At 59.8% G+C, this 15,336-nt stretch carries 14 protein-coding genes; 9 read left to right on the plus strand and 5 right to left on the minus strand.

Translation table 11 applies throughout. From position 1 onward, the window contains the following. The first annotated feature begins 712 nt into the window (after window positions 1-712). Entirely contained in the window at window positions 713-1,873 is a 1,161-nt protein-coding gene (locus PGH32_RS21955) for an MFS transporter (protein ID WP_337895131.1), read from the plus strand. Here the strand turns inward: PGH32_RS21955 and PGH32_RS21960 are convergent. After that, window positions 1,811-2,743: a DMT family transporter gene (locus PGH32_RS21960; RefSeq protein ID WP_314418930.1), complete on the minus strand. Its 933-nt coding sequence runs from the start codon at window positions 2,741-2,743 to the stop codon at window positions 1,811-1,813. The genes PGH32_RS21955 and PGH32_RS21960 overlap by 63 nt on opposite strands. A gap of 132 nt (window positions 2,744-2,875) precedes the next feature. Here PGH32_RS21960 and PGH32_RS21965 point away from each other — a divergent pair, with 132 nt between their 5' ends. Further along, window positions 2,876-3,448 carry a helix-turn-helix domain-containing protein gene (locus PGH32_RS21965; RefSeq protein WP_314418931.1) on the plus strand — a complete coding sequence of 191 codons (573 nt, stop codon included), beginning with the start codon at window positions 2,876-2,878 and terminating at the stop codon, window positions 3,446-3,448. A 217-nt stretch (window positions 3,449-3,665) separates the two neighbouring features. Next, the gene (locus PGH32_RS21970) at window positions 3,666-4,772 is read left to right on the plus strand and encodes a tyrosine-type recombinase/integrase (protein WP_337895132.1); all 1,107 of its coding nucleotides are present in this window, start codon (window positions 3,666-3,668) and stop codon (window positions 4,770-4,772) included. On the opposite strand, the gene PGH32_RS21975 is transcribed toward PGH32_RS21970, so the two are convergent. After that, the gene (locus tag PGH32_RS21975) at window positions 4,769-5,959 is read right to left on the minus strand and encodes an MFS transporter (protein ID WP_314418934.1); all 1,191 of its coding nucleotides are present in this window, start codon (window positions 5,957-5,959) and stop codon (window positions 4,769-4,771) included. The two genes, PGH32_RS21970 and PGH32_RS21975, sit on opposite strands and share 4 nt — an antisense overlap. Continuing rightward, on the minus strand, window positions 5,956-7,143 hold the full coding sequence (locus PGH32_RS21980) for a serine hydrolase domain-containing protein (RefSeq protein WP_337895133.1): 1,188 nt from the start codon (window positions 7,141-7,143) through the stop codon (window positions 5,956-5,958). The genes PGH32_RS21975 and PGH32_RS21980 overlap by 4 nt, the downstream gene beginning before the upstream one ends. Before the next feature lie 115 nt (window positions 7,144-7,258). Between PGH32_RS21980 and PGH32_RS21985 the strand changes: the two genes are divergently transcribed. Next, the gene (locus PGH32_RS21985) at window positions 7,259-8,155 is read left to right on the plus strand and encodes a LysR family transcriptional regulator (RefSeq protein WP_337895134.1); all 897 of its coding nucleotides are present in this window, start codon (window positions 7,259-7,261) and stop codon (window positions 8,153-8,155) included. 49 nt (window positions 8,156-8,204) lie between these two features. On the opposite strand, the gene pdxY is transcribed toward PGH32_RS21985, so the two are convergent. Both pdxY and PGH32_RS21995 read right to left on the minus strand, forming a co-directional pair. Beyond that, on the minus strand, window positions 8,205-9,089 hold the full coding sequence (pdxY, locus tag PGH32_RS21990; RefSeq protein WP_337895135.1) for a pyridoxal kinase: 885 nt from the start codon (window positions 9,087-9,089) through the stop codon (window positions 8,205-8,207). 4 nt (window positions 9,090-9,093) lie between these two features. Beyond that, a complete protein-coding gene (locus PGH32_RS21995; protein ID WP_337895136.1) occupies window positions 9,094-9,903 on the minus strand; it encodes a YggS family pyridoxal phosphate-dependent enzyme in 810 nt (269 codons plus the stop codon). A 69-nt stretch (window positions 9,904-9,972) separates the two neighbouring features. Here PGH32_RS21995 and ptsJ point away from each other — a divergent pair, with 69 nt between their 5' ends. The 5 genes from ptsJ (at window position 9,973) to PGH32_RS22020 (ending at window position 15,336) form a co-directional block, all read left to right on the plus strand. After that, entirely contained in the window at window positions 9,973-11,301 is a 1,329-nt protein-coding gene (ptsJ, locus tag PGH32_RS22000) for a MocR-like B6 salvage transcription factor PtsJ (protein ID WP_337895137.1), read from the plus strand. A gap of 32 nt (window positions 11,302-11,333) precedes the next feature. Then, entirely contained in the window at window positions 11,334-12,059 is a 726-nt protein-coding gene (locus tag PGH32_RS22005) for a type 1 glutamine amidotransferase (RefSeq protein ID WP_337895138.1), read from the plus strand. Window positions 12,060-12,179: 120 nt separating this feature from the next. Next, window positions 12,180-13,178: an ROK family protein gene (locus PGH32_RS22010; RefSeq protein ID WP_337895139.1), complete on the plus strand. Its 999-nt coding sequence runs from the start codon at window positions 12,180-12,182 to the stop codon at window positions 13,176-13,178. Window positions 13,179-13,296: 118 nt separating this feature from the next. Continuing rightward, window positions 13,297-14,451, plus strand: coding sequence for an MFS transporter (locus tag PGH32_RS22015; protein WP_337895140.1), 1,155 nt, complete (start codon window positions 13,297-13,299; stop codon window positions 14,449-14,451). 69 nt (window positions 14,452-14,520) lie between these two features. Then, a complete protein-coding gene (locus tag PGH32_RS22020; RefSeq protein WP_337895141.1) occupies window positions 14,521-15,336 on the plus strand; it encodes a Cof-type HAD-IIB family hydrolase in 816 nt (271 codons plus the stop codon).

The following is a 15,336-nucleotide window of genomic DNA, read 5'->3' on the forward strand; positions in this document are numbered from 1 at the left end:
TATATTTACAACATATGGGATAAATCTTAACACTTTCTTTGACGAGTCATCATTCCCTGATGAAAGTTTACCCCGCCTGCACGTCGATATCATAATCAATGCTGCATAAACCGACGGAAATTTATAATCCTTCCGGGGTAGAAGGGCTGCACTCCGCCTGTACCGGATTCGGATTGATGGTCGGTTTATTAAACTTTTAGCGTTACCCTGTCACCCGTTTTTTTTACAAGTTTTGTAAAAAAATCATTTATCAACCAGAGATGTGGGAAGAAATCAGACGTCTTCCACATTTTTGTGCATTTTAATAAAGCCCATTTCTGGACATGCGATTTTTCCAGGCTTTGCGCCGGTTTATCATTAAAAACATTCTGGATCCTGTCCGGCTATTATCGATAAACACAGCAACAGTATTGTTCTTGAACCTGCACCTTAATTGCCCCTTTTTCTAATAGATTCTGAGGGCAGCTTTATTGATCCGGCTTTTATCCGCCGATGCTGTAGTTACAACATACTTTTAGGGGTTCCTGTAACCGGAGTCGGCTTCGGCGACGGTGAGCGGGGCTTTTCAGCAGGCCGCGGTTATGCTACTTTCACTGACTAAGACATTCGTACGCGTTAACGTCAATCAACGCACAGATTCCACTTTTATCTAAAGCGGCGCTGTGTGTTGTTCTGCATTTCATCTCAACATGCAGTGCCCGGGTTAACGTTAATGAAAAATTCTCTGACTTTTCCTGTGTTGTTCCTTCTGATCCTTGCCGGGTTTTGTTTAAGGCCGGGAATATCCTCTATTGCCCCGCTGGCCGATATCCTGCAGCGGCAGTTTGCTACCGTGAGTTCCGCAGGGATTGGTTTACTGACCACGATCCCGGTCGTCTGCATGGGCATTATTTCCCCGCTGGCGTTTCTGCTGGAAAAAAAAGCAGGCTTAAAGAAAACGCTGATGAGCGGACTGATGCTGGTCTGCCTCGGTGAATTACTGCGCTGGTTCGACAGCGGATTTGGCTTACTGCTGATGACGGCGGTGCTGGTTGGCGTGGGCGATGCGCTGATCCGTCCCATGATTTCGGGGTTTATCAAACTGCGCTGCGCCGATCGCGGGCGGCTGGCGGTCAGTGTTTATGCCGCATCAATGGGGGCCGGTGCCGGTGCGGCGACGCTGAGCACGGCTCCGCTGGCGGATATCATCGGGCATCCGGGGGGCGGACTGGCCTTCTGGGCATTACCGACTTTGCTGGCACTGGTCTGCTGGAGTCTGTTTTCACTTCCTGCCCACGGCGAGCAACCGCAGGTTGCCGCGAGGAAAAAGCCGCTGTTCTGGCTTGCCGCCGGGCTTTCGCTGTTTTTTGCTTTGCAGGCGGGCATCAATTATACGCTGATTGCCTGGCTGCCCGCGTGGCTGCGGTTCGAAGGCTACGGCGCAGCGCAAGCGGATTCGCTGACCACGCTGCTGATTGTGTTTTCAACGCTGGTCAGCCTTTTTTATTCACCGATCGTTCGGCTGCTTTCTGGTCGGGAATATTACACCCTGCTGGCCGCCGTCGCTGCCTCACTCATCGCGGCGGCGCTTTACGCCGCCGGTGCGCCGGTTATCCTTTCGCTGTTGCTGATGGGGATCACCCTCGGTTTGTGTTTTCCGCTGGCGCTGCATCTCCCGGTTGCCCTCAGCCCGGACGCCGCCTCGGCGGTCAGACTGTCGGGCTGGGTGCAGACCGTAGGCTATCTGGTCGGCGGATTTTTACCTTCGCTGGCCGGGATGGCGATGCGTACCTATCCACCGGCCACGGCGCTGGCCGCTATCGTTTCAGGGTTAACGGTGCTGTTGACTCTCACCGCCGTGGGGTTTGGTTTCGGCCGGATCCGCCATCAGTGATTTTCGGCCCGGCGTCCAGTTGAAATGGCTGGCCGCCGCAGCCAGCAGGATAGCCAGCCCGCCGGCGAACTGCCACAGGCTGAGGCGGTGACCGAACACCGCCCAGTCGACAAGGACGGCGATGACCGGATATAAAAATGAGAGTGCCGCGACCAGGCTGCCCGGCAGTCTGCCGATGGCCGAGTAGAGTAATGTCGACATCAGTCCGGTATGGATCGCGCCCAGCGCGATCAGCACCAGCCACGTATTCAATTGGTATTCGCTAATGTTCAGGCTGGATAGCGGTAACAGCAGCAGTGCGCCAAGCGTTAGCTGGATCAGCACCAGCAGCTGCGGGGCAACCGGTTTCAGATAGCGGGCGGCAATTGCCACTCCGGCGTAACTCAGTGCCGCGCCCAGCGCCAGCAGGATCCCCCGCAGATAATGTTCTCCTTCACCCGCACCGGCTTCACCACCGGCGACGATCAACAGCAGGCCGACAAATGCCAGCAGCAGCCAGGCCGCTTTATTCAGGGTAATTTTTTCCGCAAAAAGCAGGGCGCTCAGCGCGGTCAGCATAAACGGCTGGGTGTGATAGGCCACGGTCGCAATGCCGATGGATGCATCGGCATAGGCGGCGAACAGCAGAACCCAGTTGAGCACCAGCGCAACGCCACCGGCCAGGGTCAGCAAAAACTGGCGGGCGGTCATTGCACCGCGCCGAAATACTCCGCCGTATGTGCAGACGATCAGCATGGCCACTGCGCCAAACAGGCAGCGCCAGAAAACCGCGGCGATCGCGTCCTGTCCGGAAATCATCACCATCCAGCCGGTCGTTCCGGCTATCGCCATTGCCAGGGTCATCTCAAGTGTGCCGCGTGCCGAAGTCATTTATTTTTCCTTTTTTCTGCCGGCTGCTGTGCAAACGGGCGTAATACGATAAAATGAACGAGTGACCACTATGATGAACATGACCGCTGCGTTCGTCAAGATGAACAAACGACCGATAAAGGAAACACACCTGTGTCTGACGCGACGACCCGTACCAACCCCTCTCCGATTTCTCTGCTGGCACTGGCGCTGCGCCGGGAAAGAGAAAAACTCGGTATCACCGTCACCGAACTGGCAAAGCGGGCGGGGATTGCAAAGTCCACGCTTTCACAGCTGGAAAGCGGCGTCGGGAATCCGGGGCTGGAAACGCTGTGGTCGCTGGCGATGGCGCTGGACGTTCCGGTCAGTCGTCTGATCGCCCAGCCGCGCCAGCAGGTGCAGGTGATCCGCGCCGGAGAAGGAACGCCGCTGGTTTCCGGTCAGGCGAACTACATCGCCACGCTGCTGGCAGCATGCCCGCCTGGCGCGCAGCGCGATATTTATCGCCTCAGCGTGCAGCCCGGCGAACCGCGGCTGTCGGAGCCGCATCAGCCCGGGACGCTGGAACATGTGATCCTCTGTAGCGGCCGCGCGCGCATCGGGCCTGCGGAGCATTGGGTGGAACTCGGTGCGGGTGACTACATCAGCTATTCTGCCGACTGCCCGCATGTTTTCGAGGCGCTGGAAGCCGATACGACCGCCGTTATGCTGATCGAAAACCCCTGAGGATTGACCCGTTATCCCCATCAGATTTCGTTCTGCGTAATTTTTGTGACTCCAGACCTATTAAGTCTGGAGTCACAGCGTGCAACGAGGTAAAATATGCTTTGAAATCATTACCCTGTGTCCCCGGCATTGGACAGAAGGGCGCGGGAAAAACACCGTGAAAACCGGTGGTAAACGAAAAAGGAATCAGCATTGAAACAAATCGCGGTATTCGTGAATGGCTGACAGCAAGAAAACACCGGTTTTGCATTCGCCGCATGTTGGCCGCCATGTGTTGATCTGGCTGAACGAGGTGCAAAACGCCTCGCTGATCCAGCTGGAATCCGGTGAAGATGAGGGCAGCGTCCAGCAGGTGATGAAACTGTGGGTGCGTCTTTCGCTGCTGCAAACCCGCCGCCGGCCGGAGATCGCCGTTTCGTCATTGCTGAAGCACGTGCTGCCGGTGATTGGCCATCGATCCCTGAGCGGCGTCACCCGCCTGCAGCTCAACCGGCTGTTTAATATCCTGATTGCCGACGGTAAAAAAGAGGAGGCGCGGCGCGTTTTCTCCCTCTGTAAGCAGTTTCTCAGCTGGGCCGAAATTCAGGGATATATCGAGCATTCGCCGCTAAGTGCAATGAAAAAGCGCGATATCGCCGGAAGGAGTACGCCGCCGGGAACCCGGACGCTGAGCGATGCGGAAGTGTGGGTGTTCTGGCACGGGCTGGACGAGTGGGAGCTTTCCGAGCAGTGCCGCTGGGCGCTCCGGCTCTGCCTGCTGTCGGCGCGACGGCCGGATGAAGTGGTGCAGGCGCGCAAGCAGGAGTTTAATCTGGACTCCGGCATCTGGCGGCAGGGGGATCGTAACAAGTCGCAGCGCGAGCATATTCTGCCGATTACCCCGATGATGCGGACCTGTATCGAGGCGCTGATGCGGGCCAGCCCGGAAGAATCCCCGTGGCTGGTGCCGTCACCGGTGACAGTGTCACGCCCATTATCGAAGGGAGCCATCACCCAGGCGCTGCGCAGGATGATCCGCGCCGATCGCGGGCTGGGTCTGGAGCCGTTTACCACCCGCGACCTGCGTCGTACCGCCCGATCCCGGCTGGCGGCGCTGGATACGCCAAACGATGTGGCACGTAAGATCATGAACCACGCGCTGGAAGGCATCGACCGCGTGTACGACACGCATAACTATCTGCCGCAGATGCAGCAGGCGTTAAACGCGCTGTCCGACAGCATTAAAACCATCGTTGCCGCCCCGTCGTATCATGCGCTGACCCACCGCTATCAGGGGGAAAAACTGCATCTCAGCGAGCGCGCGCTGCTGTTTATGGAGCCTTAATTCCCTCGTTCTGCTCTGAAACCGTGGCGTTTTGCCCGCCAGATAACTCCCCAGGTGAGGGCCAGCAGAACGATCAGCGTCGGGGCAAACAGTGCCGGTCCGAAGCCGGATAAAATCGCCGCGCCTGCTGCGCCGCCTCCGGCAATCGCAATATTCCACGCGGTGACCAGCATCGACTGCGCCACATCCGCCGAGTCGTCAGCGGCTTTTGCCAGCGCCGTCTGAAATAGCGAAGGCGCACCGCCAAATGCCAGTCCCCACAGTACCACCGCGAACCAGATCGCCACCGGGCTACCGCCTCCCCACTGCAGCAGCACCATCGCCAGGGCGAACAGCAGCGCCGACAGCAGGGCGCCGGCCCGCAGCCAGCGATCGATGGTCATCCCGACCAGCCAGATCCCCAGCAGGGAGGCGATGCCGAACACCAGCAGCACCGTGCTGATGCGGTCCGCCATCTGTACCGCCTGTAAAAACGGGGCGATATAGGTATAGAGAATATTGTGCGCCAGTACAAAAATCAGCGTGGCCGCCAGCACCGAGCGCACGCCGGGCAGACGCAGCACGCCGGACAGCGGCAGCCTTTTCGCGGCGGGCTGGGCCGCAAAATCCGGCACGCTGAGCACGATCCACAGCATCAGCAGCAGGCTGAGTGCGGAGATCGCCATAAAGCAGCTGCGCCAGCCGATAAGTTCACTGATAAACGTGCCCAGCGGAATGCCGATCGACAGCGCCAGCGGGGTGCCGACCATCGCCAGCGAAATCGCGCGCCCTTTCAGCGATGGCTGGACCATTCTGGCGGCGTAACCGGCGATTAGCGCCCAGAGTAAGCCAGCGGAAACCCCGGCCAGAAACCGGGCGGCCAGCGTCAGCAGATAGTCACCGGAAAGCGCCGTGACCGTATTGGCGACAATAAAACCGGAAATTGCGGTCAGCAGCAGCGGCCTGCGCCGCAGGCTCTGGGTGGCGACCGTCAGTGGGATCGCCGCCAGCAGCGATCCCAGCGCATACAGCGTGACCAGCTGGCCCGCGCTGGCGGTGGAAACCGACAGGCTGTTGCCTATCTGCGGCAGCAGCCCGGCGGGGAGCGCCTCGGTCAGGATGGTAATAAATCCGGCCAGCGCCAGCGCGAGCAGGGCGGAAACCGGCAGCCGGTCACGCTCGATAAATGCGGTGGTTTCACTGCTCATGCCGCCTCCCTGCCTGCGGTTGAGACACCGTAAACCGCATCGCGCAGATCGTTGACGAACTGGCCGGACATGCCTTCCCCGATGGTATTGGTAAAAGCAATCACGCTCAGACCCTGCTGCGGATCGACGAACCAGGAATGACCGTAAGCGCCGCCCCAGCGCCAGGTTACCGGCGACTCCGGTGACGCGGCCAGTAAGGGGTCACGCAGTACCGAAAAGCCAAGGCCAAAGCCGACACCGGGGGCATCTTCCCGTTCCAGACCGTGCGTCCAGTCGCGGGCCATTTCATCAACCAGCGTGCGTGGCAGCAGGGTTTCACCATCACGCAGCGCTTCCAGCAGACTCAGAAAATCATCCGCCGTTCCGGCCATTCCCGCGCCCGCCGACGGGAATGCACCGGCTTTGAAAATGCGTGCCGGGCTGTAGGGAATGCCGACCAGACCGGGGAACGGCGGCACGATTTCGCCTTCCTGCAGCAGATGCGGTCGGGGAAGATCGCTGACGTAGGGGCGGGCCATCCGCTTCGGTTCGGTACTCAAAAATGCGGTATCGTGCATCGCCAGCGGATCGGTAATCAGCTCGCGCACGGCCACATTCAGCGTGGTTCCGTGGATGCGGGCAACCAGCGCGCCCAGCACATCGGTCGCCAGCGAGTATGCCCAGCCGCTGCCCGGCGCGTACTGTAACGGCACGCGGGCAATGCGCCGCAGATTCTCCTCCAGCGTGATGTCAGCGTCATCCATGCCGTCGGAAACGCCTGCCGTGGCGTACGGACCGCGTTCATCGCTTTCAAAAAAGCGATAGCCCAGACCGGCGGTGTGGCTGAGCAGCTGGCGCGCGGTGACGGTTGCCGGGCTTCCGTCTGCCAGTGTTGGGGTGAATGCCGGCAGCCAGCGGCTGACTGGGCTGTCCAGATCGAGCTGGCCGCGGGACACCAGCACCAGCGCGGCGGCGGAGACGATGGGTTTACTGACCGAGGCCAGGCGGAAAATCGTATCCGGGGTCATGGCGCGATTGTTTTCGCGGTCGGCCAGCCCGGCGGCCTGGCGGTAAACAATATCGCCACGTCGGGCAATCAGCACCACGGCCCCAACCAGCCGTTGCTGCGCTAAAGCCTGTTGAATAACCGTGCTCACACGCTCTGAAAGCGACGCCGTAACCTGCGGACTCACGCTGCTGCTCATCTGGAATTCCTTCAATCAGTGAATGTCCGACTACCTTAATCAGCGGTGAATTAAAGATAAACCAGGGTATAGTTCAGGAAACTCGTGAATAAATTTCGTTAATCGGCAGGTGAAAATGGACAGCTTCAGCGGCGTGACGGTGTTTGTGCAGGTGGCGGAAAGCCGCAGTTTTGTGACGGCGGGCCGCCAGCTGGGGCTTTCTCCCTCCGCAGTAAGTAAAAGCATTGCCCGGCTGGAAGAGAAGCTCGGCGTCCGGCTGTTTCATCGCAGCACCCGAAGTATGACGCTGACGGCGGAAGGGGCGCTGTTTCTGGAGCGGAGCCGGCGGATCATCGGTGAAATGGAGGCCGCGCAGCTTGAGCTGTCGCAGGTGGCGGGAAAACCCACCGGTCGGCTGCGCATCAGCCTGCCGCAGGTCAGCCCGCTGCTGCTGCCGGTTCTGGGTGATTTTATGGCGCGTTACCCGGATATCGAGCTGGATCTGGATTTCAGCGACAGAATGGTGGAGGTGATTGAGGAAGGGTTTGATGCGGTGATCCGCACCGGCCAGCCGGCAGATTCACGGCTGTCGGCCAGGAAACTGGGGAATTTCACCATGAAAATCGTGGCGTCGCCCGCCTATCTGGCCCGCTACGGCACCCCCGAACATCCCGGCGATCTGCTCCGTCATCGCTGTATGCACTACCGTTTTCCCTACAGCGGAAAGCTGGAAAAATGGGAGCTTGGCGGTGAAATGGAGCTTAACCTGCCCGTTTCCATGGTATGCAATAATATTGAAACCCGCGTGTGCTTTGCCCTCAAGGGGTTAGGCATTGCTTTTCTGCCGGAGTTTGCCATTAACCCCCTGATTGCGGAAGGGCAGCTGGTGACCCTGCTGGACGATATTGAAAAGCGCAGGGGGGTGTTTCATATCCTCTGGCCCGCCAGCAAGCACGCCTCGCCGAAAATACGTGCGCTGGTGGATTTTCTGACGGGCAGAGTGCTTGCCGGTGGCGCGGCGGAAAGCCGCTAGTAATGGCAAGGGCGTTCGCCAGTACCCCAGGATCCGGCCAAAATCTCGCTCAGTCAGGGTTTTTTTCGCTCCGTTCGGCGGAAATATCCGGCCGTGGGTTCAGCAATCCCGAACCGTCGTTCAGGGAATCCAGCACGCTGCGGCGGGTCATCTGGCAGGCGAGTTCTGCCGCCTCAAACAGCGGTAACCCCTTAAGCAGAAAAGCCGCCAGCTGAGCGGCAAACAGATCGCCGGTACCTTTGGGCGCGCGATCGTAGGCTTCATGCTCAATGCTGTGCACCGCCTCGGACGTCACGCAGATGACGCGCAGCGTGTTTCCCGCCTCTCCGCGCGCGGCACTGGTGACAATCACCCACTGAGTCCGCTGATTTAACAGCGTTCGGGCAGCGGCGATGACATCCTCGTCATTATTCAGCGTTTTCCCACTCAGGCAGGCCAGCTCGTAGCGATTTGGCGTCAGTCCGGTTGCCATCGGAGCCAGGCGGTCGCGATACCACTCCAGCAGCGCCGGGTCGACGTAAAAGCCGGTGTCATCGTCCCCCATAACCGGATCGATGATGACCAACGCCCGGGGATTTTTCTGCACCGTTTCCGGCAGCCAGCGGCTGACTTCAGCGGCTTTGGTGGTACTGCCGAGGTAGCCGGTCAGAATGGCGCGCAGCTGCGTATCCTGCCCGCGATCGTGCAGCCCCTGCAGGAAGCCGCTAAACCACTCTGGTGAAATCTCGCCGCCGAAGCAGCTGGGATAATCCGGCGTGTTGCTGAGCAGAAAGGTGGGTACCGCCAGAACACGCCAGCCGTGGTGTTCCAGCGCGGGGGCGGCAATGCTGTTGCCGACGGTGCCGTAGATGACCTGCGACTGAATGGAGATAATATCCGCGTTTTTATCCGGGCTGGGTCTTTGCAGCCGGGCCGGGGTGATGCCAGGTATCATAAGATTATTTCTCCGTGGGCCAGAAGTGATCGTCAGGCAGGGAACGTGCGCCGAAGATAGCCTGTCCCACCCGCACGACCGAAGCGCCTTCTTCAATAGCGATTTCAAAATCGCCGGACATACCCATCGACAGCGCCAGCTCCCGCGCATCGCCAAGACGATCCCGCAGCGTTCGCAGCCTGACGAAACAGGCCCGCACGCGGTCGGCGTCGGAACTGAATTCAGCGAGGGTCATCAGGCCGCGAATGCGCAGGGTGTCCAGCCCCTGAATATCCTGCATAAACGCCGCCACATCGTGGGGACTCAGGCCATACTTACTCTGTTCATTTGAGGTGTTTACCTGCACAAAAACATCCAGCGAACGGCCTTCCGCCTGCAGGTGGCGGTCAAGCGCCTGTGCGGTGTGCAGGCTGTCCAGCGCCTGAAACTCGCTGGCAAACCGGGCTACCCGCTTTGCCTTATTGGTTTGCAGATGGCCAATCACCGACCACTTCAGATCGGTCAGGTCGGCCATCGCCTGCGATTTGCTCCACGCCTCCTGCACTTTGTTTTCACCCAGCATCGTGCAGCCGGCCCGATGGGCCAGGCGAATATGGGCTTCATCGATGGTTTTACTGACCGGCAGCAGTCGGACCTCTGCGGGGTCACGCCCCGCGCGGAGGCAGGCGCTGTTGATGCGGGCCTGCACGGCGGCCAGATTATGACGGAAATCCTCAACGCTTTCGGCCTGTGGCCAGCGATTGTGCATCTCATGGCGCGGCTGCGTCTGGTCAGTATCAGAAGGGATTGGTGGAGAATCAGGGTGCGATTTCATATCGGATAGACAACTCATCGTCAGTGAATTAACATTGTCCTAGGCTAAACTTAATTTTGTCACAGTTCAATGAAGATAATTGCGAAAACAGCGGGTGAAATTTTCGACAGCATCCGCTCAAAGGTCCATTCAGGCGAGCTGACTCCCGGTACGCTGCTGCCCCCGGTCAGGGAACTGGCCAATCAGCTCGGCGTTAATCGCAACACCGTGGCGCTGGCCTATAAACGGCTGACCGATGCGGGCTTTGCGCTGTCCAAAGGGCGCAACGGCACCGTTATCCGTGACGCCGTTGCGGACGTGGAGCTGGAGGGCAGCACTGCGGATCTTGCCCTGCGGGATCTCGCCAGCGGTAACCCCGCCGCTGAGGTTTTGCCGCCGCTGAGCGACCTGGTCCCCTTTATCCGCAGTACGCCCTGCCTGTATGGGGAGGCCGCCATTCGCCCCGATCTGGAAAAGGCCGGTCGGGCGTGGCTGCAGTCTGACCTGCCTGCGGATTTCGAGCTGAATCTGACCGGCGGAGCCGTCGATGCCGTCGAGCGCGTGCTGGCGACCTGGCTGATTGCCGGCGATCGCGTGGCCGTGGAAGATCCCTGTTTTCTCAGCAGCATCAGCACCCTCAGGCATAACCGCCTGCAGGTTTGCCCGGTGCCGGTGGATACCGAAGGAATGCAGTGTGACGCGCTGGCTGCCCAGCTGGAAGCCGGGGTGAAGGCGGTGATTATTACGCCACGGGCACATAATCCGACCGGGTACGGGCTGAGCCAGGCGCGGGCGGCGCAGATCCGCACTCTGCTGGCCGGGTATCCGCAGGTACTGACCATCGTCGATGACCATTTTTCTCTGCTTTCAACGCAGGACTATCATCACGTCATCCCTGAAAATACGCAAAACTGGGTGCTGATCCGCTCAACCTCGAAATTCCTCGGACCGGATCTGCGGCTGGCGTTCGTCGCCAGCGACAGTGAAACCTCCGCCCGCCTGCGGCAGCGGCTCAACGCCGGGACCAACTGGGTCAGCCATATTCTGCAGGATCTGGCCGGGGCATCCATGACCTCGCCACGCTTCAAGCAGCAGATTGCCGAAGCGCGCCAGCGTTATTATCAGCAGCGTGAGGGGCTGGTGACGGCGCTGAAACGCTGCGGTATTCCCCTTTCGCCCCTGCACGACGGGCTGAATGTCTGGATCCCCCTGGCGGGGGACAGCACGGCGATTGTCTGGCAGATGGCTCAGCGCGGATGGCTGGTCAGGGGCGGGGAATCCTTTGCGCTCGGCAGCACCAGCAATGGGCTGCGCATTACCGTCTCCGATCTCAACCCGGCGGAAACCGAGCAGATTGCGCACTCTCTGGCGACGATCCTCTCTACTTCACGCGCGACTTTTCTTTCTCAGCAGGCCTGACCGGGCCTGAAAATTTAACGGAGCAACCTGCAATGCGCGTGCATTTTATTGTACATGAAAGTTTTGAAGCCCCCGGCGCTTATGAAATCTGGGCCAGAGCGCGCGGCCACAACGTCACCTTTTCCCGGGTCTATGCCGGTGAGCCGCTGCCTGCGCAGGTGAGCGATATCGATTTTCTGATTGTGATGGGCGGCCCGCAGGATCCGGCCACCACGCGGGAAACCTGCCCACACTTCGATTCCAAAGGCGAGCAGGCGCTGATTGCCTCGGCGATCGAGGCGGGTAAAGCGGTTATCGGCATCTGCCTCGGTTCGCAGCTGATTGGTGAAGCGCTTAACGCGCCCTTTGCCCACAGCCCGGAAAAAGAGATCGGTAAATTCCCAATTTTCCTGACGGACGCCGCGGCCGAAGACGTGCTGTTTTCCCACTTTGGGCAGAGGCTGGACGTGGGGCACTGGCATAACGACATGCCGGGCCTGACGCCGGATGCCAGGATTATCGCCTACAGCGAAGGATGCCCGCGCCAGATCGTGGCCTATTCCGACCGGGTCTTTGGTTTCCAGTGCCATATGGAACTGACGCCTGAGGTGGTTGAGCTGCTGATCGCCCACTCTGAAAACGACCTCAGCCGGGCGGCTGAATTCCGCTTTGTGAATACGCCCGCAGCGCTGCGCGCCCACGATTATCAGGCGATGAATCAGGTGCTCTATACCTTCCTCGATAAGCTGGCTGCGCGCTGTCAGCCGCTGACTGCCTGATGCCTGTGCCCGGTTCGCGATAAGAACCGGGCAGATTACCCGCCCCGGGTGAAGCGCCGCCCGCAAGATGCTCATCTGTGTTAAATTACCGTCGTCCGCCAACACAGCCCGAGAGAAATAATGAATACGCCGCTAAGCCGAACCACCCGTGACATGAAAAAGAGCAATATGGCTCTGGTGATCGGTATGCTGAAATCTCTGGGCACGGCCACCAAGGGCGAACTGGCGCAGCAAACCGGGCTGAGCAGCGCCACCTGCGGTGCGGTACTGAACGAGCTGACCCTGACCGGCGAGGTGCTGGCGCTGGAGTTTGAAGCGTCGCGCGGTGGGCGTCCTGCCCAGCGCTACGCCTGCAACCCCGATTTTTTCTCGCTGTTAAGCCTGTACGCCGCCGGGAGTGATGCCCAGGCCGAGCTGGTGTGGGCGGTCAGTTCCGCCACCGGCGAGATCCTGGCGCAGGGAGAGAGACCGTTTCTGCCGCTGGCGCTGGACACCTTTGACGGGCTGATTGCCTCGCTGCTGGCGCAGTATCCCGGCGTGCGGGTCATCGGCATCGGGCTGCCGGGCGTGGTGGTGGAGGATGTCGTCGGATACTGTGATATCTCCCTGTTCAGCGGGCTGGCGATTGCAGAACGCATCGCCCGGCAAACCGGCTGTTTTACCCAGGCGGGCAACGATCTGAATTACACCGTCTGGGGCTTTTACCAGAACAGCTGTGCGGGCGTCAGCGCGCCCGTCGCCTACCTCTACAAACCCGACGTGCATTATCCCGGCTGCGGCATGGTGATTGACGGTAAGGTGCTGACCGGGGTGAGTAATTTCGCCGGAGAGGTGCTGCATCTGCCGTTCAACGTTGAGGGTGAACCGCCGCTTGTTGAAGGGATGGCCAAAACCCTGGTGTCGCTGACGGCGCTGATTAACCCGCGCACCGTCGCCGTGGCGGGGGATAACATCCGCGCCGGGCATCTGTCGGAGATGCGTGAAATCTGCCTGCGTTATCTTCCCGAAAAGCATCTGCCCGAACTGATTTATCGTGACTCGATCCGCCAGGACTATCTGCAGGGCATTGCCGATCGGACCCTGCAGCAGTACAACCACCACCGTCTTTACGCGGAGTAACGCCGTTTTCTTCCGATAAATTCCCAATCCCCGATTGACATTTTTTTCGCCATCGTAATAATACCGAGTTATTAAAAGACTTTTAAAAAGTATCATCACAAACTGAGGAACCTATGATATGTCGATGCAAAACGCGCTGACGGGCGTGGACAGCACCGCGCGCCGTGCCTCCACGCGGGCCATTTTTTTAGTCACCGGTATGGCGATGGGCCTGTGGGCGGCGCTGGTTCCCTATGCGCAGATCCGCACCGGGGCTGAGGCCGGGGATCTGGGCCTGCTGCTGCTGTGCCTCGGGGGCGGATCGCTGGTGGCGATGCTGGCTTCCGGGCGGATTATCGGGCGGCTGGGCTGCCGCGCGGTGATCGTCGCCGGAGTGGTGCTTTACTGTCTGACGCTGCCGCTGCTGGCGGTGTTCAGCGATATCCGGCTGCTGGCGTTCAGTTTGCTGGTCTTCGGCATGGGCGTGGGGCTGACCGATGTGGCGATGAACGTGCAGGGCACGCTGGTGGAGCAGGCGGCTGATACGCCGCTGATGTCCGGCTTCCACTGCCTGTGGAGCGTCGGCGGTATCGCCGGGGCAGGCGGCGGCGCGCTGCTGCTGGGATCCGGTTTTTCACCGCTGGGCGCTGCGTTCTGCACCGTCGCTCTGGTGCTGCTGGTGACGCTGGGCTTTCTGCCGTCGCTGCTGCCGACCGGCGGCGAGGAAGCGCAGCCTGAGGGCGGAAAGGCGCGCCCCAATTTCCGTCTGGTGCTGATGGCGGTGATGGCGATGATTTGCTTTATGGCGGAGGGGGCCATCCTCGACTGGAGCGGCATTTTTATCACCCGGGAGCGCGGTATGGCGGTTGAGCACGCGGGCTGGGGGTTTGCGGCGTTCGCCATCGCCATGTCGCTGATGCGCCTGACCGGCGACCGGGTAGTGAGCGCACTGGGGCGCAAGCGGGTGCTGGTTGTCGGCGGCGTGCTGGGTATCGCTGGCTATCTGCTGAGCGTTCTGACCACCGGCTGGGCGATGTCGCTGCTTGGCTTTGCGCTGGTGGGGATTGGCGCCGCCAACATCGTTCCGGTATTGATTACCCTCGCGGGCCAGGAAAAAGCCATGCCGGTCAATCGCTCGGTGGCCATGGTGGCGACGCTGGGCTATTTCGGCGTGCTGGGGGGACCGGCGCTGATTGGCTGGGTAGCGCATCTCTCCAGTCTTTACGTGGCGTTCTCGCTGGTGGCGGTCAGCTTCCTCGTTATCGTACTGGGCGCCTGGAAACTGAAGTATTAACGATTACCTGAGTGGCAATGTGCCGGCCGGGTCCGTTGTACCGGCTTTTTTTATAAGACAGGGAGATAAATGATGATCAAGCTTGTGGCCGTCGATATGGATGGCACCTTCCTTAACGGGCAGGGTGACTACGCGCGTCAGCGTTTTGCCGAACAGTATGCGCAGCTAAAACAGCGGGATATTAAATTCGTTGTCGCCAGTGGCAATCAGTATTACCAGTTAAAAAGCTTCTTCCCGGAGATTGATGCCGAACTGGCCTACGTGGCGGAAAACGGCGCCTATGTGGTGGATAAACAGCGTGAGATCTTCTGTGGAAGCCTGCCCGAGGCGGAGGTGAAACGGGTCATTGAGGTCATCAGCCGCATCGAAGGCGTGAATTTCCTGGTCTGCGGCCGCAAGTGGGCGTATATGCTGGCCAGCGCCGGTGACGCCTTCTTCAATGAAATGCGCGTTTACTATCATATGCTGGAGAAGGTCGACAGCTATGACCAGATCGATGACACCGTTTTTAAATTCGCCCTCAGCTACGTTGAGGATGACGTCACCGCGCTGATGGCGCAGATTTCTGACCAGGTTGGCGATATCGTCACGCCGGTTTCCAGCGGCCACGGATCCGTTGACCTGGTGATCCCCGGCAACCATAAAGCGAACGGCATCCGACGCATCCAGCAGATTTACGACGTGGCGGATAACGACGTGCTGGCCTTCGGCGACGGGGGAAACGATCTGGAGATGCTGAGGCACGCGGGATTCAGTTTTGCCATGGCTAACGGCTCCCCGGCGGCAAAAGCGGCGGCGCGTTATGCCGCCCCGTCGAACAATGAAGAGGGGGTTCTGGCGGTTATTGATGCCATGCTGCTGGGCCGTGCGCCGTTTAACGTCTGA

Origin of the sequence: Erwinia sp. SLM-02, from assembly GCF_037450285.1 — a bacterium.
Lineage (GTDB): Bacteria > Pseudomonadota > Gammaproteobacteria > Enterobacterales > Enterobacteriaceae > Erwinia.

What these genes read in the sequence shown, in the direction of transcription:
- PGH32_RS21955 (WP_337895131.1), top strand. Translation starts at nt 713, where the DNA reads ATGAAAAATTCTCTGACTTTTCCTGTGTTGTTCCTTCTGATCCTTGCC.
- PGH32_RS21960 (WP_314418930.1), bottom strand. Translation starts at nt 2,743, where the DNA reads ATGACTTCGGCACGCGGCACACTTGAGATGACCCTGGCAATGGCGATA.
- PGH32_RS21970 (WP_337895132.1), top strand. Translation starts at nt 3,666, where the DNA reads ATGGCTGACAGCAAGAAAACACCGGTTTTGCATTCGCCGCATGTTGGC.
- PGH32_RS21975 (WP_314418934.1), bottom strand. Translation starts at nt 5,959, where the DNA reads ATGAGCAGTGAAACCACCGCATTTATCGAGCGTGACCGGCTGCCGGTT.
- PGH32_RS21980 (WP_337895133.1), bottom strand. Translation starts at nt 7,143, where the DNA reads ATGAGCAGCAGCGTGAGTCCGCAGGTTACGGCGTCGCTTTCAGAGCGT.
- PGH32_RS21985 (WP_337895134.1), top strand. Translation starts at nt 7,259, where the DNA reads ATGGACAGCTTCAGCGGCGTGACGGTGTTTGTGCAGGTGGCGGAAAGC.
- pdxY (WP_337895135.1), bottom strand. Translation starts at nt 9,089, where the DNA reads ATGATACCTGGCATCACCCCGGCCCGGCTGCAAAGACCCAGCCCGGAT.
- PGH32_RS21995 (WP_337895136.1), bottom strand. Translation starts at nt 9,903, where the DNA reads ATGAAATCGCACCCTGATTCTCCACCAATCCCTTCTGATACTGACCAG.
- ptsJ (WP_337895137.1), top strand. Translation starts at nt 9,973, where the DNA reads ATGAAGATAATTGCGAAAACAGCGGGTGAAATTTTCGACAGCATCCGC.
- PGH32_RS22005 (WP_337895138.1), top strand. Translation starts at nt 11,334, where the DNA reads ATGCGCGTGCATTTTATTGTACATGAAAGTTTTGAAGCCCCCGGCGCT.
- PGH32_RS22010 (WP_337895139.1), top strand. Translation starts at nt 12,180, where the DNA reads ATGAATACGCCGCTAAGCCGAACCACCCGTGACATGAAAAAGAGCAAT.
- PGH32_RS22015 (WP_337895140.1), top strand. Translation starts at nt 13,297, where the DNA reads ATGTCGATGCAAAACGCGCTGACGGGCGTGGACAGCACCGCGCGCCGT.
- PGH32_RS22020 (WP_337895141.1), top strand. Translation starts at nt 14,521, where the DNA reads ATGATGATCAAGCTTGTGGCCGTCGATATGGATGGCACCTTCCTTAAC.